Genomic DNA, 20574 nt, shown 5'->3' with positions numbered 1-20574 from the left:
CACAAAAAAAGAAACCTTAAAACTAAATAAGAAAAAGACGGTCACCAGGTTGACAACCGCCTATTCGTTATCGTCTAAGGAAATAAATAGTTGTGATTCATTTCCCGGTTCATCAGATGAAATAAAAGTATACACGACACCGTCGAGTTTATAATCAATTTTATAAGCCACATTATCTTCTGTTGAGATCCACGTTTTCTTGACCTGTGCATTTTCAAGTTTACTGAGTATATCTTTAAAATTCATTCCTGGCATTGCGCCCTTTACATTAACATTTCTAATGTTTGTAGCCTTGTTTACATTCAGGTAAGTTGGATTTATATCATCAGTATCATTTGGAAAAATGAATGATACCCCTAAGCTTTTCACAAATACAAACGGAAATACCATATGGGATTCCATAACTGAAATAGTGCCCGTTTCATTATCTTTCTCCGTTATTGCTGAGATGTCTGATTTTACTGAGTTTAAATACTGTTTTAGTTCTTTCGTAGATAAGTCTGTTGTTTTCGTATTCGAAGCTTGATTTTCAGTATTAATTAATCCCTCTGATTTGTTCACAGGCGTAACCTGTTGACTCATTTCGGATGTATTAGAGTTAGGCTTTTGGGAATTACAAGCAGAAAAGACTATCGTCGCAGATAGTAGGATTAAAGAAACGAACAATTTTTTCATTGCTTACTCTCCCTCAATCAAAAGATCTGAAAATATATTAACCCAATAAGTCATTTTAGCTACTCTCTGCTCCAGAGCAAGGGCCTTTTCTCTGGGCAAATTCGTTTACTGCTTTAGGAAATCCACTTTCTACCAACCTTTATTCTTATTATTCATAATATCGGTAACTTGTTGCCGTGTTAATGAGTTCGAATCTCTAAATTCTGTATCAGTAATAGTCTGTTCTTTTGTTACAGTCTCCCCGTACTGATTAACGTAAGGTTACATTCCTGCATTACACGTTCCTTAATCCATAAGCTGCTCGTATACAGCTCGTGCCTAAGCAATAGACCTCATTTACTTTTCTACTTCCTGTACGAGTTGCTGGTTCTTCAACTCTTCTGCTACTACCTGTTCACGTTTTGCCATTCGAAACTTTGCATATAAGCATGGTGAATGCTTTAAATTTTTTTATTAACACATATTTCAGCTAGTAAGGTTTCACCAATATTGTCGATTTGTTTATCTAAATCACCTGCTATAAACCCACACAAAGCATTGTTCCTACTTTCGATGTAAAAGCTACTGCCGTCTTTAAAACCTATGTGATGGGTCAGGTCACTAAACCAAACCCTTTGAAAATCATATGTTTTTGAAAATTGATCAATTATGCCAAAAACATCCGATTCATTATGCTTCTGTATTGCTTCTTTAAGCATGTTAGGTGATCCAGCAAAGATTAAACACTTATCATAATTTAATCTTTCATATTTACTAAATGCACATTGAAATAACAATTTCTCAAAGTTATCTGCAAAATAACTTACAAACTGGCTATCCTCATCAGTCATAACAATCTGAGGATTATCAGTTTGGGTAAAATCAAATGATAGTTGACCATCAAATAATTCTTTTTGAAAAAAATGTACATATTTATCACTTAAAGTATCTCGTGCTTCCTCATGTATCGCTTCATAAGAATCAATTATCTCAGAAATGGAAGTATATCCTGGAAGTTGAGTTTTAAGTAAACCCCTATCATCCTGCCCCATATAATGTAAATAAATCTCATATTCTTTAGGATAATGATAGTTATAATTATTAATTTGCGTTAGATATTTTAGGGTATCTATGCTCTCTTTTTTTGCTGGTTCTATTTCATTTATCCATTTCTCATCAAATCTTGATATATATTTTGATAATCGTTCAAAAAGATTTGTACAATCTCCTATGGGTGGGATGTGATTACTTTTTATTGGCATTTGCATATTTCATGTACTCCTCTATATTTTTAATATCACTACACGTTAAACATGGATTCATTTGGTTTGAATCTTCTGCATATGGATAAGGACTTTCTTTTTTAGATGAGCGCTAAACAGTATCCATGCCAGTTATTTTACTTGGGCTATCATGTGCAGCATTTATTACTTTTGATTCTGCAGTAGTCTCTGGAGTTCTAGATGGGTATGAAGCCACGTTACCCGTCCCCTCAGTATCTCTCTGCTCTTGTTCTCTTCTCTCTCCCGGTCTTCCTTCCCATCCCTACGACGATGATGCCCTCCAGCCCATACAAAACAGGCTCATTCCCTCTCATCGTTCGAGTTGGAATAAGCCTTTCAAAGTTAGTTTAAGCGTTTATTAAGCTTTTTTGTGTTTGATTTTTGTTGTATTGTATTGATTTTGCTGTTGAAGTTGTAAACCAAGTTTACACAAAAATTTTGACAGACTCGACCCTACTAGGTAGCCCTACCACCAGTTTTTTAGTTTCCCTGAATATTAGTTTACAGGTTGCTTATATCGATAGGTTCTTTTATCACATATCTTTCATACCAATTACCCAAAGGAATGTATGATACATTTATTATATCCAACTCATGAGGTTTAAGAACGAAAAACCCACCCCTTTCTGCAATTCTAATTAGTGGTTCATAAACACTGAGATACTTGGAATAGGTTGGATTAATGTCAACATATCTTGCTAACTGAATGTAATACTCAAATACTTTACCAAAATACGCTTCTTTAGTTAAAAAATCTGATGCTTCTTTACTACAAAAATCCGAAATTTTGATTCCTTCCTCAACATCACCAAGTATTTTTGCTATATTTGCAATCATTGGATGTATTGGCCTCACAGATTCCTCTCTGAAAAAAATTGCAAGTCTCCTCAAATATTCAATACCTAGTTTAGAATTTTCCTCGTTTTCTTTAGTACGTACTTCATTCCATTTAATTTGGTTTATCCTTGAAACTACTTCGTTTAGATACAATTTTCTCACCTCATTATTAAATCTTATTAGGTTTATCTACATGTTTCATTATATCTTCGTATAAATCATATTCTGGGAATGGGTCAGATGGATTCGGGTCAGTTAGATTTGCTAAATCATGTGCATTTTTTTCATGATTTTTAACATAATCATTACCGTTATAAGTAGATGGATCTCTTAGAGGCAATGGGTCTAAAATAATGTTGCCTTTATCATCTCTTACTCCATTCTTCATGATATCTTGTTCTTTAATTTCATGATTTTTGAGCCTCCTAAACCAATCTTTTTGTAGTTCATTAAGTTCTTTTTTTTGAGCAAGTTGCCAAGCATAGGCAATATCACCATCAGCTCGCATGTAATACTTTTGAAGAGGCCTTCCCTCTACAGATAGATCGTAAATAGTTAAAAATAAATGTGTTTTCATCTTTGCAACTTCTGATTCCGATAATCCTGAATTTTTGGCAACTGTCTTAACATCTTCTAATCCTATTTTTCTAATGTCAATATATTTTCTTTCTATAAATGCATCAAACCCATTGTCTGCAGGTATAATATATGGCAGCATGTCCTCACGATCAGTTAAATACTTACCCTCATGAGTTCCCTTAGCTTTATCCGTCCCCTCAGTATCCCTCTGCTCTTGTTCCCTTCGCTCTCTTTCTTCTCTTTCTTTTCTCTCTCTTTCTTCTCTTTCTTTTTCTTCACGTTCCTTCCTCTCGCGCTCTTCTCTATCCGGCTCTTCCTCCTCTTTTCTACGACGATGATTTCCTCCACCGCCGCCTCCATTTCCATTCCCGTGACTGTTGCGCTTTTCGATAAAAATTACTGGCCAACTAATTCCACCACTGTCAATTGGATTAGTCCACATCACTCCAACTCGTATTTCTATTTCACCTTTCATCAGTTTATGAATTTCTTTAATTATCTCTTTTAATTCAATCATCGCTTCTGCAAAACTCTTAGCCGCCGTCTTTAGCTTTCCATCCTTAAGAATGACGTGCATTACTTCATTGATACTAGAATTAGGCAAAAGGACACCTTTCCCATTTCCCTCATGGTCACCAGACTTTTTCTTACCATCCGGCCCATCCAGCACATCCAGCACATCCGGCCCATCCAGCTTATCGGCCGTTTTCACTGTCCGCATGACGGCTGTACCTGTTCCGGCACTAAGAAAGTTTGCCGCTACCTCTGCTACCACCATGTCTTTCTTAAACTCATTCTGGCCCTTCGCATAGCTTTGTTCTTCTGATCTGGTCCACAGACCGCCGTTAAACAAGTTTTCTTGTTTATATTTCTCGTCCTTCACGAATGGATCGATATAGTCATCGTATAGCCCTTGTCCAAGCTTTCCTATATCTGAAAGGATTTCATTGCCCGACTTCTTGCCCGTAACCGTATCTCCCACATAATTGAGCGTATCGTTTACGCCTTTCTCAATACCTTTCACAATGCCATTGCGTTCCCTCAGTGTGCCAACTTCTTCACCGCTTACAAACTCATATAAATCTTGCGTGTTCTCTTCTCCCGCAAGTCCTGTCAGCAGCATGTCTCCGGCATCTACTGCGGTATTCCACAAGCCTAACAAGGTATCTCCAAAGGCATCTATCTTCCCTTTCGCCTCAGCTACTGGTTGTTAGTGGCTCTATGTCCCAAGTTGGCAGCCAAATCTTTTTCCTGCACATCATGTGTAAAGGCAATCTGGTTGCCTTCTGCTATATACAGAAAAAAGCTTATTCCTCCTCATCACTTGAGTTGGAATAAGCCTTTGACGATAATTTTTGATCCCGATAAGTTACCTTTCTTTCACTGGGTTGCTGTTACAAGGCTAACGCTCGTGGCGGTATAAACGGGTATTTGCTTCCTGTACGATATTGCAGTAATACAGAAAAACCAAGACAAGTAGCTCGTACTCGTTTGGGACAAAACCAGTGACTATGATTCTAAAGTTTATCTAATACTTCCTTAATTCGGATAGACAGGTCTAGCTTCTCAAATTCTGATAATTGTTTCCCAACATTATTCAAATCAAACTGTTCCAGCTCACTTCTGATTTTTACAATTTGTTCATTCGACTTAATTCCATGCCTAATTAGTAATTCTGCAAGCGTAGTTTTAACAACAATATTTTCACTAAGTGTTTTATCACAATCACGTTCGAAACGCTCGATTATTTTTTCAACAAGCTCGCTTTCATCTTCACATATAATATTTCCAAAATAACTCTTAACTTCTTTTTCCATCTCAAAGCTATACCATCTTGCATAAGGATCGTAGTCAATTTGTATATTATCAATTTCATCTAGCACCATATCTCTTCGTTCTAGAATGTCTTGGTATTCATCTAGAGAAGTTTCCAGTTGAAGTTTTTCTAAGTCTATTGAATTTAAAACCTCAATTAATTGGTCTTTTACTTTATAATATGTCCGCGTATGTGATAAGATAATATTTCCTATCGCAATGTGAACTACAGCATTTTCCATTTCACCTAATTTTAATACACCTTCAAAATCATTGGAGGTTCTTGCAAGTGCTTCATCATTACTCATTTTCATATTTTTGAACTCAAAATATTTTCCATAAAATGCACCAAGTAAAGCCTCGTAATTTCGTTTCATCCTCAAACCACCTCTTATAGTTATTCTGGTACGATAATATTTCCATCGTTATGAATTACTTCAATATCAATTCCCGGATAATCTCTGTGGAACTGCTCAATAACCCTACTACAACTTGCACATGTATCAATTTCAGTGAATAATTTTATTTTCCCAAGAGCCTTTGAAGGATTAGCCTTGCTATTCATCGACGGAGAATAATTCGAATGTCCAGAATCCCCGTTCACTACCTTTGGTAATACATTTTTATTAGGAATATCGAGAGATTTTGCAGCGTGTTCCTTAACAGACCCTGTTATTGGTTGAATGACGGGTTCATTCGGCACTGGGTGGGGGGTTTTTGAAAAGCCGCCACTTGTATAAATGTAATATTTAGTATATAGTGGCGAATAAAAAAACCACAACACGGTAGCTAGTTCGCATTGTGGCGGTGGATAGATTATTCGTGAAAAGCAATTAAAGAATATTAATTGAAAACAATTACTCGATTCTCTTTAGTCGTATAATGAAATTAAATATTCAGAAAGAGTATCGCTGACTTTCTTAAACTCCGTTAGATTAAGACTTTCATCGTAAAGATATACTGAAGGATTATCACCCTCATCCAAATTGAAAAACCAAAACATATATCCTTGGTGCATCATAAACACAAACTGATTATCTGTGAGTTTTTTTGAGAAACTATTTTCCTCTAAAAGTTCTACAGCCCATTCTTTTAACTCTAATATATACTTCATAGTATAATCTGTACCAGTCAAAAACTCTGCACCATTCCCAAACTTACTCATAAAATCTAAATAATTCGAGGGCAGCGTTTTTGTTGGAGAAAAATGTTTTAATTTTGTTAGCTCATCTTCACTACAAGGCTTCATTGGGTATGATTTTTTTTCTAATGTTAATAAGAATTCCTTTAAATCACCCTTATTTGAAATATCCATGTTAAGTCTCCTCCATATTCTACTCCATTCAAGTCATCCAAGATTTGAACTCTCGTGACTTTGATATTCGGAAATCAATTTGAAATTGATCAATACTATCATTACAACTTTTACAAATAGGGTTATGTGAAATAATTTCAATACTGCCTTCAACATCAGGATTATTTTTGAACTTTTCTCTCAGATATTCTATCATCTTTTGCTCTGTATCTTGCAACCTTCCTTTATTATCTGACCCACTATATTTATAGTGATTTTCAGGTGGTCTTGGATAGTTATCCTTATGATTTGGATGATTTGGATCATACCCACTCATTGATTCAAGATTTATTGATTCACCATCTATTTCCCCCTTAGTTAATGCGACATTTTTAGTTTTTCCTGCGTTAAACCTCTTCCTCACATCATCTAACAATTTCTTATCTTCTTTGGTCGCTTCCCTAAAAACTCTGTTGACAGAACCAGCTTTTCCCGTCCCCTCAGTATCCGGCTTCTTATCTCCTTGAGGATCATTTTTCTTAGTAGTATCAGGCTTACCCTTAGGAGGTATAGAATGATTCGAATTCCCAAAATCGCCGTTCACTACCTTTGGTAAATCCTTCTTATCAGGAATCTCGTGAGGTTTTTCAGCATGTTGAGCATGCCCCGTCCTCGTCTCAGTATCTGGCTTATTACTTCCTTGAGAACTATTTTTGTTACCGCCATTAGCCTTGCTATTCATCGACGGAGAATAATTCGAATGTCCAGAATCCCCGTTCACTACCTTTGGTAATACATTTTTATTAGGAATATCGAGAGATTTTGCAGCGTGTTCCTTTTGGATTTCCGGGGCACGAGAACCAGTATGACCCTTCCCGCCATCCAATCTACTATCAACCTCTTTATTCGACTGTTCTTTCATTTTCAGCTGAAACTTTTCAACTACTGCTTGAATCTCTGCCTGTTTATCACGCAGTGTCTTAGCACTCGTCTTCATCTTCCCATCAAAAATCGAGGCTCCACCATCCATCATATCATCGACAGTGCCAAGCAATAGTCCACCTATTCCTTTTCTTCTGCCACCACCCAACCCCTTTGGACCACCTGGCCCATCCAGCTTATTGGCCAGTTTCACTGTCCGCATGGCTGCTGTACCCGTACCAGCACTAAGAGCACTTACCGCTACCTCTGCTACCACCATGTCTTTCTTAAACTCATTCTGGCCCTTCTCATAGCTTTGTTCTTCTGATCTGGTCCACAGACCGCCTTTAAGCAAGTTATCTTGACCATATTGGGCGTCTTTCACGAATGGGTCGATATAGTCATCGTATAGCCCTTGTCCAAACGAGGATGCAAAAAAAGCTCATCCTACTCATGGTTCAAGTAGGAATGAGCTTTTTAAGTTTATCAAGTATTTGGTTTGATGGTAGTATTGTTCTCTGGAGCGTCGAATGCACTGTTATTGATTAGTCTCGCACCCTAAAGACATTTGTTATCAAAAATTCCCCCACGGTTTACCACCACCCCCGCTAATTAAATTTTCCCATGCTTCTATGGAATTGTCACCTAATTTACCAGTACTACAGTATACTTTTCCACTTTCTGAAACAAATAGTACTAAGTAACCACTATCAATCATCCCTACAGGAACCAAGCTTTCTCCAGCATATTTTTCTTCTGATTTAAAGCTTCCGCAATTATCATAATTAGTGAATCTTATACTTGTATTGTGAGTCTCATCGTTTATAGAATCTTCGATCACTAAGTTTCCAAATTCCTTTAAAAAATTCTTTACTTCTGGAAATACTATATAACCTAATCGCTCTAAATTCTCTTCAATCTCTTTAATATCGATACTTCTTCCTTCATACCATCCAGAGTCTCTTAAAATTTTTAAAGTCTCTTTACTCATATTCAAATTTCTTCTCTCCTACTCCATTGACTTCATAAAATCTTTAAATGTTATTCTACAATTTTTACAAAACGGTTTAACTAATCCACTACGGACATCTAATGACCTCAACACAAGATTTTCAATTTTTGACCCTTGTAAAATAGCATCTCGAACCGCCCAAACCTCAGCACAATTTTCCACGAGCCAGTTCTTTTGCATGCTTGGTTCTCCCAATTTTTCATCATCCTTATAATATTTCTCTTTAGATGCAGCCTCCTCCTTTGTCTTTTGAATTATTTCCCTTAATTTACCGATTTCTTCTTTAATTGAATTGATGTTCTTCCCTACAAAATATGATGGGTTGCTAGCTACCAATTCATCTACGTATTTATCTGATAATTTATGTCTATAAAATTCAATATATTCATTAGGACTATTCAATTCAATACGTTTAATACTTGGGTTACTTTGATAAATCCCACTACATCCAAATCCAACTTTCGACGTATCGGTAGCATCAACAGCTACACTGCTTACTGATGGTTTAAAATCCGGCCCGTATCTAGTGCCATCTCTTACTGAATCTGTATAATCATCTAATAGTTTTGGTGCTAAATCAACAGCATTACCTGTCCCCTTAGTATCTGGCTTATTATTTCCTTGAGGGTCATTTTTCTTAGTACTATCAGGCTTACTTTTAGGAGGTGTAGGATTGTTTGAATGCCCAAAGTCTCCGTTCACTACCTTTGGCAATTCATTTTTCTTAGGAATATCACGAGGTTTTTCAGCATGTTGAGCATGCCCCGTCCTCGCCTCAGTATCTGGCTTATTACTTCCTTGAGAACTATTTTTGTTACCGCCATTAGCCTTGCTATTCATCGACGGAGAATAATTCGAATGTCCAGAATCCCCGTTCACTACCTTTGGTAATACATTTTCATTAGGAATATCGAGAGATTTTGCAGCGTGTTCCTTTTGGATTTCTGGGGCACGAGAACCAGTATGACCCTTCCCGCCATCCAGTCTATTATCAACCTCTTTATTCGACTGTTCTTTCATTTTCAGCTGAAACTTTTCAACTACTGCTTGAATCTCTGCCTGTTTATCACCCAGTGTCTTAGCACTCGTCTTCATCTTCCCATCAAAAATCGAGGCGCCACCATCCATCATATCATCGACAGTGCCAAGCAATAGTCCACCTATTCCTTTTCTTCTGCCACCACCCAACCCCTTTGGACCACCTGGCCCATCCAGCTTATTGGCCAGTTTCACTGTCCGCATGGCTGCTGTACCCGTACCAGCACTAAGAGCACTTACCGCTACCTCTGCAACCACCATGTCTTTCTTAAACTCATTCTGGCCCTTCTCATAGCTTTGTTCTTCTGATCTGGTCCACAGACCGCCTTTAAGCAAGTTATCTTGATCGTATTGGGCGTCTTTCACGAATGGGTCGATATAGTCATCGTATAGCCCTTGTCCAACCGACTTTGCATCGGATTTAATTTGTTCCCACGATTTATTGCCCGTTACCGTATCTCCCACGTAATTGACTGCATTCGTAGCGGTTTCTACAGCTCCTCTCGCGAGATCATTTCGTTCGAGGAGAGAAGGTCGCTCTTCCCCAGTCACCCCTTCGTAAATGGCGTCTACCAGATACGATGTTGGTAACGCGGTCGACGCAATATCTCCGGCATCTACTACCACATTCCACAAGCCTAACAAGGTATCTCCGAGAGCATCTAACTTCCCTTTCGCCTCAGATAATTGGTTGTTGACAGTTCTGACGGCAGCCAAACCATTTTCCTTAACGTCCTTTTCAAACGCACTTAATATCCTCGGAAACGCATGACGAACGGTCCGCACGGAGTTCATGACCATGCCGTTGTCTTCATCGGCGCTCGGGAAGTAGAGCTTTACTTTTGAGCCAAGCTCGGACATGAGGTACAAAATAATCTGTATATAAAGACAGGTCAATCATGGTGGTATCTGACCATAATCGACCTGTAATTCGCAACGCATTGATGTTAATTAGGGTATAAAATTCAAGCTTCATGTACGTACAACCAAAATGAAGAAACCATTATACGGGTATTACAAGGGTTAAATGTGTAATTGGTTGAATGATGGGTTCATTCAGCACTGGGTGGAGGCTTTTTGAACAGCCGCCACCTTTTATATTAGAGAATGAAAAAGACCACAACACGGGCGGCTAGCTCGCATTGTGGCATTTGTTGGTTGTATTGTACGATCTTGCTGTTGGGGTTGTAAACCAAGTTTTCATTAAATTCTTGACACACCCAGTGTTTAATTCATTCAGTACTGGTAGCCCCACCGAAAAATTTTGTAGTATCCTCCTGAGTCCAAATAAACTTTTTATCCAACAAATCAAAATCAATGTATTTCTTTACCAATTCATCATATTTACTTTCAGAAATCATTACAACATAACCCGGACTACTATCTACATAGTCTTTATTGTTAACAATATTGTTTAATTCAGAAATCCATTCATTTGGAAAGTACTCTTCTAGCCTCCTTATCCAATTTAGTATAATCTTCTTGCCAGTTACTACACTCTGATCATCTTCAATCTCACTATCAGTAAATTCATTGCATGCAAAATCTAAAATTTGCCTAAATAATGCTGCTTCTAGCGTCTTAGCAAAATATTCACCTTCTGCTCCATCGTGATAACAACATACTATTGGTATATAATCTTTCTGATTTAAATCAAAACACCAATAATCGCCACCATTTGTATACGCAAAAGGTATCATTTTTAAGTTATGGAAACTCTCATACTCTTTCTGCATTATCTCTTCATTAGGAACCCATGTTAAATTAATAAACCACAAATAATTCTGATTAACATCATCAAATGATATAAAATTCCGCTCGTTTGTATATCCTCTTTTACTTAAATCTTTATAGATTTTAGGTAATAAATCATCAATTTTCAACTTAATTCCTCCTCGTCTAATCTGCAGGTACAAAATAACTTCCTTTTTGCCTGTATCCAGAGTCAAGTAGATACTTTATTTCTTCTCTTGTCCAGCTATCTCCTAAATTTATTTTTTGGGATGCAAAATACACGGGCTGTTTATTTCCAACAATATCTTTAATCCACTGGAAATTTTTCTCTGCAGTCCATCCACCGGGGCCAAAATTATTTGCTTTAAAAACATTGATTCTATTATCTAACCCCATAGTTCTTTGAAACGGTATTATTGAATCTCTATGACCAATAATCGCTACCTTTCTACCTTTATATTTATCAATATCAGGAACATTATCCAATATTTTATTTTGAAATGATTTATTAATAAATTTCAAACCATCAATGTTCCCCAATGATCCTCCTTTTGTGGAATCTAAGTTGTTTATTATTTCTTGTAAATCATCATTACCCGTCCTCTCATTACCATTATCTCTACGACGATGATTCCCTCCACCACCGCCTCCATTACCAGGCAAATCATCATGCCTAGCCCAATAAACCATAGGTTGACCCGTAGTAGCATTTCGGAGAACAACAATTCTTCCACCAAACACGTTCCCCATCTGCTCAAGAAGCTTATCAACCTCTTTTTGTAAGTCCTCGATCGATTTTGGAAAACTCTTAGCCTGCGTCTTTAGCTTCCCACCCTTTAGGGATGAGCTACTGTTCCGGTGGTTATCTGCGCCATCGAGAAGTAATCCCGTCCTATTCCCACCATCTCGTTTTCCACGTTGGGCATGCCCATCTGGCTCCAAGTCAATTACCTTCTTGGCTCCCTGCTTATAGGCAGACGCAGCCCCACGGCTGAGTAGCAGCTCGGTAATAACTAAATCTTGCTTGCCTCTATTTCGGCCTTTTTCGTAGCTTTCTTCAATCGACCTGGTCCACCTGCCGCCTTGTGTGTCTTCCAACATGTATTGCCCATCTTTTACAAAGGGTTCTATGAAATCGCTATAGACTCCTTTTGCACCTGACCAAGCCGCTTCTAATGCATCCGTTCCCATTTCTCTCGCCGATTTATTCCCCGTGAGTACATCTCCCGCGTAATTCAAGGCACTGGTAGTACGATCCACGACCCCCTTTGCCATGATATTTCGCTCGGTAAGTGATCCTACCTCTTTACCACTTACCCCTTCATAAATTTCTTCGGAGTTGCCTAGCATTAATGCGGTAAACGCAATATCTGCTGTATCAACCACAGCACCCCACAAAGCAGATAAACTATCTCCCCAGAACTCTTTGTTTCCCTGCGTTTCTGCGTCAAAATTTGCCCGCACTCGCTCTTTTTTCACCGCTTCAATACCTTTAGCCTGCACTTGTTTTTCAAATTCACTAAACAGCTGGTCGTACTTCTTTCGTTTGCTAGCCTCCAGCTTAATCTCCTCACTGCTGGATTTGTTTTCCTCCAACAGCTCTATCGTATCCGACGCCGTTTTCACGTTCAAGCTCTGCGTCCCGGACAAAGACACGGCTGCCCCTTTCAAGGTCAGAGCACCACTCGCACTGATATTCACATTCGAGGTACTTTTCAGACTGACGCCAACATCCTTGTTCATCGAGATGTAAAGCATCCCTTCCTTGGCGGTCATCGTCAGCTCTTTATCCCCGAGCGTAAACTCTTTCCCCTGCGGATTCCCAAACGTTTTCACACCGGGGTCCTGCATTTGCCGCTCCTGCTTCTCGGCAGCGGCTCCTTTGGGTGCATGGCGCACGGAGTTCATGACCATGCCGTCGTCTTCATCGGCGCTTGGGAAGTACAGCTTTACCTTTGAGCCGAGCTCGGGCATGAGATACAAAATCTGGTTGCCTTCCGCTGCATATGGGAACCACTGGGCCTTACTTGGCTCTTGTTTTTTGTCCATGTTCAGGTGGAGCTTGACCTGATTGCGACCAATTTGAATTACTTTTCCGTCGATCGCCGCACCGATGATGGCCTTGTTGTACAGCTTCGTTTGCTTGACGGCTTCCGGCACGGCGCATACGTAGCTCCAGCTCAGAAGTCCCTGCTCCAGCTTCCCAGTCACTTTCGTAATGACAAACGTTTGCCCTTCCCGCTGCACCTCATCCCCGATTTGCAGCAGGTCGTCGTAATCGAAGGCGTACGTCGTGTACTGGTACTCGCTGACGGATGAGGAGCCGTTTGCGGCTTTTTTCATGTACGGCGCGATGGCCCGATTGACCTCGTATGGCGATTCTTCTTCCAGCTTGATTTGCTTGCGTCCCTCGGGCATGCCGATCCACAAGCGTACCTTATGCGCACTCAAATCTGGGACGAGGACGGCTCCGACATGGGACGCGATTCGTTTTAAAAAGGTCCAGTCTGTCTCCTCGTACTGCATGATGTATTTGCCCTGCTGGCGGTCGTCGAAGGCTTGATCGATGACATCTCCACCGTGATAGACGGACATGATTTCATCTATGACATCCCGGTACAACCGATTCACCTGTTGAAACGAACGTGTTTTCACGCTCAGATCCAACGCATATGTATGCGACACTGCCTTTATTGTGACGTAGTGAATGTCTCGTACGACCTTGATCTCCACATGATCCAGCCGCCCCATGAATATCGGCTGTTTTTGCCCGCCTTCCACCTTGTACAGCTCGATGGGATCGTGGGTGCCGGCACGATTGATGATCTCGTCCTCTTTGTCTTCCGGGACAATTCCTGTGATCGTGAGCTTGGCATGCGTGCCTGTTTGATGGATGAACTCTAGCTGATCTAGCCGGATCGGTCCATATGGCCAGACGACTTTTATATCCTGATAGGTCATGACGCCGTTCGTACGCCGCATGTTCTCTCCCCTCCTTCTCTAGCAAGCGCGGGAAGCGTCAATCCTGACCGTCTTTTTCAATCGTGATGATGCCTGAACGATTGCAAACGAGCTGTGACCTGCTCAGCAAGGCATGCTCGTTGTCGATGAGCACATCGTGTTTTCCATCTGTCCATTTCGAGAACGTCTGTGGTACACACACATCTCCTCCTGCTGCTTTGCAAAAACCGAAGCATCCGATATTCACGCCGGGGACGTGATCGGCGACATTCATGACAGGCTTGTCAAGGCTGTAAACGCCATGGCACCAGGGTAAATTCAAAATGCCGGGGTCGGTTCCCTGACTGCACTTGAGGGTCGCTCCCCGCACGACATATGAGTACTCGGGGCTGAACAACCCCATTGCAAGTACTTGAAGTAACGCTAGCATCATTAGACCTATCTCCCCTTCCAAAAAAATCCTCCGCAAGCAACTTCCATATTCCGTCTTATTTTTACATTCCATCTAATAATCGGGATATATTGGAAAATGTTTTATGGGTCAAACGTCCTGTTTCCTTATTTTTCTAAGTAACCCAAAAAGGCTCCCACCAACTCTGCAATGGTTGGGGGAAGCCTTCTTGAATTCAAACCTATTCACACTATATGGTTACGCTCTCTTCGATCACCAGTTCACCGTTTGTCGCATCGAGACTAGCCTCTACGCCCATAGGGAGAGCGATGTTGCACGCTCCATGTCCGATCTGAATGTTCCAGATGGTTGGCTTTCCGTACGGTACGACGATATTTTGAAACACATCCCAGACAGAGAAGCCTTCGCGCTTTTTCGGCTCACAATCGGTCCATGTCCCGATGACGACGCCCGCACAATCATCAAACAAGCCACCCTGGGCAAGCTGTGTCAGCATGCGGTCAATCCGGTACGGCTCCTCGTCGATATCCTCCAGGAACAACAGCTTGCCTCTCGTATCGAGCTGGTAAGGCGTGCCCATCAACGCGGAGACGAGGGCGAGATTCCCGCCGACTACGGGTCCAGCTGCCTGACCTTCGACGAGACAGACGATTTCTTCCCCCGGCGGATTCATGATTGCTCCCAATGGCTCGGGGCGAGTCATGGCGCGCAGCAAATATTGCTTGGACCAGTCATCCAGTCCATGCGCGATGTCTGAGGTAGCCATCGGTCCGTGAAGAGTAGCCAGATTCGCACGCTGTCCGAAAACGGTATGCAGCGCCGTAATGTCGCTATAGCCGATAAACAGCTTTGGGTTTTGGGCGATGAGGTCATAATCGAGCAAGGGTAGCATTTGCGGGGAACCGTAACCACCGCGCATGCACATGATCCCGTCCACTTCCTCGTCGACGAACATGGCATTCAGCTCCGCCGCCCGTTGCTCAGGAGTTCCCGCCAAATACCCACCGTACGATTCTCGGCATGTATCCGATATTTTCACCTTGTATCCCAGACCTTGCAGCTCTGCCATTGCTTTGTTCAGCACTTCTTCTATAGCAGGGCTAGAGGTCGCCACTACTCCGATTGTATCTCCCGCTCGCAATGCTTTCCCTTTGTTCATCTTCCAGTCTCCTCCTCCGGGTTCTCTCCCCATTATCGTACATCTGTGTCAACTGGTGCATAACCATTTTCGCAGCTTGCGACTTGCAGACGGCTGGCTGATTCCGAGCGCTTCCGCTACCTTTGTCGTCGTTTTATGCTGCTCATATGCCCGTTGCACAAGCTGGCGCTCCACCTCGTCCATTGCTTCCTGCATCGCCATCACATGATCGACCTTGATCCCTTTGTGCTCCCTGTACTCTTGGTTATGTATGTAACGCGGAATTTGCGCGGGCGTAATGAGGACATCGTGAGACGTGACGACGAGCCGTTCCACTACATTTTCCAACTCCCGCACATTGCCAGGCCAATCGTATTCACTGAGGATGCGATAGCAGGTATCTGCGAGCTGTCTCTCCAAACAGTACTTTTGCGAAAAGACATTCAGAAAATAATGGACGAGTACAGGTATTTCTTCCTGCCGTTCGCGCAGCGGCGGAATTTCCAATGGGACGACGTGAATGCGATAGTACAAATCCTCGCGAAACCTGCCTTCCTTGACCATTTGCCGCAGGTTTTTATTCGTAGCCGTGATCAGCTTTACATCGACTTTTCGCGAGACAGAGCTGCCTACGGGCGTAATCGTTTTTTCTTGCAGCACATTCAACAGCTTCACTTGCAAGGAGAGTGACATCTCCCCGATCTCGTCCAAAAACAGCGTGCCTCCGTTTGCTTTCTCAATCAAACCTGCCTTACCATCTTTGAATGCTCCTGTAAAAGCACCCTTTTCATAGCCAAACAGCTCTGACTCCAGCAATGTCTCGGGAATTGCTCCGCAGTTGATGTGCACGAATGGTTTGTCCACCCGAGGACTGCACTCGTGGATGTATTTTGCCAGCACGCCTTTTCCGACACCTGATTCTCCTAACAGGATCATGGATGATTCTACCTGCGACAGTTTTTTGGCCAACATGGCGACCTGCTCCATGGACTGACTGCGGTAGATCAAGCTAGTCTCTCCTTTTTGTCTGTTGTTCTCCTTGGTCATTTCACTTTGCATGACCGTCCCGACGTACTTGACTTCATTTAATTCCTGCTGCAGTTGCTCCTGGCTCGTTATATCAATGAAAGTATGAACCACTCCGCTAAAATTCCCGTCCTGATCCCAAATCGGTGTGCCTTCCACAAAAAGCTTTTGATTTTTGCGGGTGGTTTGAATCGTGTGTACCTTTTTCTTGTCGCGAATGACCCGCATCGTGATCGTTGGCGCAAAGTAGCCGAGGTGATAAAACTCCTCAATCGGTTTGCCCACCATCTCCCTGGGATCGATTCCGAAAAATTCCTCATATCGTCCTGAGCCATGCAAGGTTCTGCCTTCTGCGTCTGTTACGTGCACGATATCAAACAGCGAGCCTAATAACGCTTCATAATCGACCATGGCGCTCTTTACCTCCCGTGCCCCCCGCCTCTTGTGGAGTGACACGTACATAGCGATTCGTCGGTCTGCCTACCCCACCATAGCTGACATCCATTCTGACACTCCCGCTCTTCTCCAGATAGTCCAAATAGCGTCTGGCCGTCACTCTCGCGATCCCAACGCGTTCGGCCACATCATCTGCTGAGAGCGGCTGACTCTCTTTCTCGATCTGGCGCATGATCTGCTCCATAGTGACAGCGTGCAGTCCCTTCGGCAGCACTTCTCTGGCTGGAGTGGCATCGGCTTGTTCCTTTTCCCGGCTTTTGCGGAATAACAGCTGGTCGACCTCATCCTGGGATGCGGTTCCCTCCCAATCTATCCGTCGGCGAAACTCTCGATAGTTTTCCAACGACTGCTTGATCCGTTCAAACTGAAACGGCTTGATTATATAGTCCATCGCCCCATTGCGCAGCATGGACTGGATCGTGGTTTTGTCCTTTGCAGCGGTTACGACGATGACGTCCACGGCATGTTTGGCGGCGCGCAGCTCCATCAGCGCCTTTACCCCGTCCTGGATCGGCATGAAAATATCAATGATCACCAAGTCAGGAGTGAGCTCTTTCACTAGCTTGAGTCCATCTGCCCCGTTGGCTGCAATTCCGACCACGACAAAGCCCGGGACGCGCTCAATGAACTGCTTGTTGATTTCCTGTACCATCGGATCGTCTTCCATAATCAGTACGCGAATGTGATCGTTATCCTTCTCCATGACTGTTCACCTCCCCCATCGGAAACGTTATGAGAAAGCTGGCCCCTTCTCCGCGTGCCGAATGGCAAACCAGCTCGCCTCCCCCTTTATTGACCAACTGATGCACCAGATGTAGACCAAGTCCACGGTGCGCACGCTCTTTCGTAGAAAATCCCCGTTCCAGCATATGTCGGCGCGTCTCTTCGTCCATGCCGATTCCATTGTCCTCCACCAAAATGGAGCAAATCTCATCGTCTTGCTCGATACTGATCATGATCTCCTTCTCCTTGCGTTCGATGCGCTCCAGTGAATCAAAGGCATTCTCGATCAGATTTCCCAATATGAGCACGAAATTATGATGATCCATGTACGGCGGAAAACGTTCCAGATGACTCCTGCGATCAATGACAACACGGATGCCCAGCTCTCTTCCGCGGCTTACTTTGCCGATCAAAAGCCCAGATAAGTTCTCATCCATGATCCTTGTTGTTAAAAAGGAGGTGAGCTCCTCCTGCTGCTCGTTGACCTCGAACAAATACGTGAGTGCCTTTTCATGCTGATGGAGCTGAAGCAAGCCTGCGATGGTATGCAAATGATTCATGTGCTCGTGATTTTGTACCCGCAGTGCACCGACGAATTCTTTTACACCTGTCAGCTCCTCCGCCATTCTCGCCACTTCTGTTCTGTCCTGAAAAATCGCAATGGCGCCGACGATCTTTTCCTCGACCTTGATCAGAAAACGGTTGGACCAGAGCAGAGTATTGCCGACGTGAATTTCCGTGTTGGTAAAATTCTGGCGAAGCTCCAACACTTCTGGTAATCTGGTGTCGTGCAGGACAGACCGTATGTGCTTGCCCAGCACTTCTCCTTCTATGCCAAAAATTTGCTTCGCCCTGTCGTTAAAGATTGTGATTCGCTCCCGATTATCGATAGCGATTACTCCCTCATGCATGGCATGGAAGGTTGCGGTTCTCTCTACCAGAATTCGCGCGATTTCGTCTGGCTCCAAGTCGAGCATCTGCTTTTTCATGTGACGGGCCAACTGATAGGAGCCCCACACCCCGAACAATAAGGAGAGGAAAAAGGTCAGCGCGATATTGTTTCGCTCGCTGTACAAGATCCCCCAGACATCAGGCATGACACGTCCGACCACGACAACACCCACCTGCTGATGCTGGTCGTCCATGATCGGCACATAGGCCCGCAGAGCCGTTCCCATCTCTCCTATGACTTTTTGAAAATAGGAGTGCTCGGCATAGGCCTCATCAACCGCAGGGTCCATAAACACCGTACCAATCCGCTCATCTAATGGGTCTGAATAACGAACACGCTCCCTATTCAGTACGACGATATACGTCACATCATTGACGACGCGCAGGTTGTTGGCTGTCGGTTGGATCACCTTCCACCCGTCTGGTTCCTGTATGCTTTTTTGTACATTTGGAATCGTCGCAACCGTGCGCGCTGTGGTCATCAGCCGTTGTCCCAGTTGGGTTTCCGTAATCCGAATAATCCCTCCGGCCATGATCAAGTTTCCGATGATCAAGGAAAAAAGAACGATTCCGACGGAGAGCAGCATAATCTTCCATTTAATTGTTAATCGTTCGAGCAGGTTCGTTCTTTCCTTTCCATTGGGTTTGCAATTTACTCACATTCATTCAACATAAGCAGGTGTTTAATAATGAAATCATTGGTAACCAGTACATTCATAGTCATACTCGGACTTGTGAGCGCTGTCATTATCGGCTTCGGTCCAGATCTCCTGATGGACAACAGAGGATACGACGAAGAACAAGTAGGGCTGTCCAATCAAATTATCATCAAGTTCAGCCACGTGATCGCGGAAAACACGCCGAAGGGTCTGACTATCGAACGTTTTTCCCAGCTCGTGAAGGAAAAGACAAACGGACGTGTAGAGGTGCAAGTCTTTCCCAACAGTATCCTTCACACAGAGAAAACTGAAATGACTGCTTTGCAAAACGGCGAAATCCAGATGATCGCCCCTGCCTTCTCCTATGTGTCGAACACGATTCCTGAGTGGGCTGTCCTTGATCTGCCTTATCTGTTTCGATCGCAAGAGGACGTCGAAACTGTATTCAATGGGGAAATCGGCCAAATACTATTCGATAAGCTTGAAGATTCCGACATGAAAGGGCTGGCCTTCTGGGGAAGCGGCTTTAAGCAAGTGACAGCCAACCGCCGATTAATTATGCCTTCCGATTTTGTCGGCCAACGTTTGCGCATCATTCCAGGCAACGTGATCGAAGCTCAGTTTCGCACGCTCCACGCAATCCCTGTAGGCTCTTCCTTCAATGAATTATACAGCATGCTGGCTGCCGGAAAAGTAGACGGCGAAGAAAATACGATCTCCAATGTGTACACCAAACGGCTTTACCACGTTCAAAAGCACATGACGATCAGCAATCACAGTTATTTGGGCTACGCCGTCGTGATTAATAAAACGTTTTGGAACAATCTCCCCGCCGATATTCAGCAGGCGATATCAGAAGCGATGCAGGAAGCGACAGCTTACAATAATCAGTTGGCTGTTTCGATGAATGACAAACAACTACGCTTGCTCCAAGAAAATGGGGGGATGAACATCCACATACAGACAGCAGAAGAACGTGCGGCCTGGATCGAAGCATTGCAGCCAGTCTACGATCAATTCGCCCCGAGTATCGGAGAACCCTTGATGCAGAAAATCAGAGAGCTCCACCAACGCCGGTGAA

The 20574-nt window shown here is 42.8% G+C and carries 18 protein-coding genes; 1 reads left to right on the top strand and 17 read right to left on the bottom strand.

The window, feature by feature from the left end; translation table 11 throughout:
• Positions 1–60: 60 nt before the first annotated feature.
• The 17 genes from BBR47_RS06805 to BBR47_RS06725 all read right to left on the bottom strand — a co-directional run bounded on the left by BBR47_RS06805 (position 61) and on the right by BBR47_RS06725 (position 19421).
• The gene (locus BBR47_RS06805) at positions 61–675 is read right to left on the bottom strand and encodes a hypothetical protein (protein WP_012685016.1); all 615 of its coding nucleotides are present in this window, start codon (positions 673–675) and stop codon (positions 61–63) included.
• A 440-nt stretch (positions 676–1115) separates the two neighbouring features.
• On the bottom strand, positions 1116–1922 hold the full coding sequence (locus BBR47_RS06800; RefSeq protein ID WP_012685015.1) for an SMI1/KNR4 family protein: 807 nt from the start codon (positions 1920–1922) through the stop codon (positions 1116–1118).
• Positions 1923–2438: 516 nt separating this feature from the next.
• Positions 2439–2936, bottom strand: coding sequence for a hypothetical protein (locus tag BBR47_RS06795; protein WP_419761082.1), 498 nt, complete (start codon positions 2934–2936; stop codon positions 2439–2441).
• 7 nt (positions 2937–2943) lie between these two features.
• Complete coding sequence (locus tag BBR47_RS29715) at positions 2944–4515, bottom strand: hypothetical protein (protein WP_050763821.1); 1572 nt, start codon at positions 4513–4515, stop codon at positions 2944–2946.
• Positions 4516–4870: 355 nt separating this feature from the next.
• Positions 4871–5545 (bottom strand): Imm3 family immunity protein, encoded by a 675-nt coding sequence (locus BBR47_RS06785; RefSeq protein WP_012685011.1) that lies wholly within the window; start codon positions 5543–5545, stop codon positions 4871–4873.
• Positions 5546–5565: 20 nt separating this feature from the next.
• A complete protein-coding gene (locus BBR47_RS30170; protein ID WP_012685010.1) occupies positions 5566–5952 on the bottom strand; it encodes a deaminase domain-containing protein in 387 nt (128 codons plus the stop codon).
• 87 nt (positions 5953–6039) lie between these two features.
• Positions 6040–6483 (bottom strand): SMI1/KNR4 family protein, encoded by a 444-nt coding sequence (locus tag BBR47_RS06780; protein WP_012685009.1) that lies wholly within the window; start codon positions 6481–6483, stop codon positions 6040–6042.
• Positions 6484–6511: 28 nt separating this feature from the next.
• Positions 6512–7768: a deaminase domain-containing protein gene (locus BBR47_RS06775; protein ID WP_012685008.1), complete on the bottom strand. Its 1257-nt coding sequence runs from the start codon at positions 7766–7768 to the stop codon at positions 6512–6514.
• Positions 7769–7957: 189 nt separating this feature from the next.
• Positions 7958–8374 (bottom strand): SUKH-3 domain-containing protein, encoded by a 417-nt coding sequence (locus tag BBR47_RS06770; protein WP_012685007.1) that lies wholly within the window; start codon positions 8372–8374, stop codon positions 7958–7960.
• An 18-nt stretch (positions 8375–8392) separates the two neighbouring features.
• Entirely contained in the window at positions 8393–10234 is a 1842-nt protein-coding gene (locus BBR47_RS31490) for a hypothetical protein (protein ID WP_231850566.1), read from the bottom strand.
• Positions 10235–10665: 431 nt separating this feature from the next.
• Positions 10666–11316 carry an SMI1/KNR4 family protein gene (locus tag BBR47_RS06755; RefSeq protein ID WP_012685005.1) on the bottom strand — a complete coding sequence of 217 codons (651 nt, stop codon included), beginning with the start codon at positions 11314–11316 and terminating at the stop codon, positions 10666–10668.
• A 16-nt stretch (positions 11317–11332) separates the two neighbouring features.
• On the bottom strand, positions 11333–14149 hold the full coding sequence (locus BBR47_RS06750; protein WP_012685004.1) for a phage late control protein: 2817 nt from the start codon (positions 14147–14149) through the stop codon (positions 11333–11335).
• A gap of 37 nt (positions 14150–14186) precedes the next feature.
• Positions 14187–14561 carry a DUF4280 domain-containing protein gene (locus tag BBR47_RS06745; protein ID WP_012685003.1) on the bottom strand — a complete coding sequence of 125 codons (375 nt, stop codon included), beginning with the start codon at positions 14559–14561 and terminating at the stop codon, positions 14187–14189.
• 208 nt (positions 14562–14769) lie between these two features.
• On the bottom strand, positions 14770–15699 hold the full coding sequence (locus BBR47_RS06740) for a S66 peptidase family protein (protein WP_012685002.1): 930 nt from the start codon (positions 15697–15699) through the stop codon (positions 14770–14772).
• 48 nt (positions 15700–15747) lie between these two features.
• Positions 15748–17115, bottom strand: coding sequence for a sigma-54 interaction domain-containing protein (locus BBR47_RS06735; RefSeq protein WP_012685001.1), 1368 nt, complete (start codon positions 17113–17115; stop codon positions 15748–15750).
• The gene (locus BBR47_RS06730) at positions 17102–17863 is read right to left on the bottom strand and encodes a response regulator (RefSeq protein WP_012685000.1); all 762 of its coding nucleotides are present in this window, start codon (positions 17861–17863) and stop codon (positions 17102–17104) included. Before BBR47_RS06730 ends, BBR47_RS06735 begins: the two co-directional genes overlap by 14 nt.
• Positions 17850–19421, bottom strand: coding sequence for an ATP-binding protein (locus BBR47_RS06725; RefSeq protein WP_012684999.1), 1572 nt, complete (start codon positions 19419–19421; stop codon positions 17850–17852). Before BBR47_RS06725 ends, BBR47_RS06730 begins: the two co-directional genes overlap by 14 nt.
• Positions 19422–19523: 102 nt before the next feature.
• Between BBR47_RS06725 and BBR47_RS06720 the strand changes: the two genes are divergently transcribed.
• Entirely contained in the window at positions 19524–20573 is a 1050-nt protein-coding gene (locus BBR47_RS06720; protein WP_012684998.1) for a DctP family TRAP transporter solute-binding subunit, read from the top strand.
• Position 20574: the final 1 nt, after the last annotated feature.

Source organism: Brevibacillus brevis NBRC 100599 (assembly GCF_000010165.1).
Classification (GTDB): Bacteria; Bacillota; Bacilli; order Brevibacillales; family Brevibacillaceae; genus Brevibacillus; species Brevibacillus brevis_D.
Note: the sequence above shows the minus strand (reverse complement) of the source record. Positions and strands in the feature narration are given on the sequence as shown.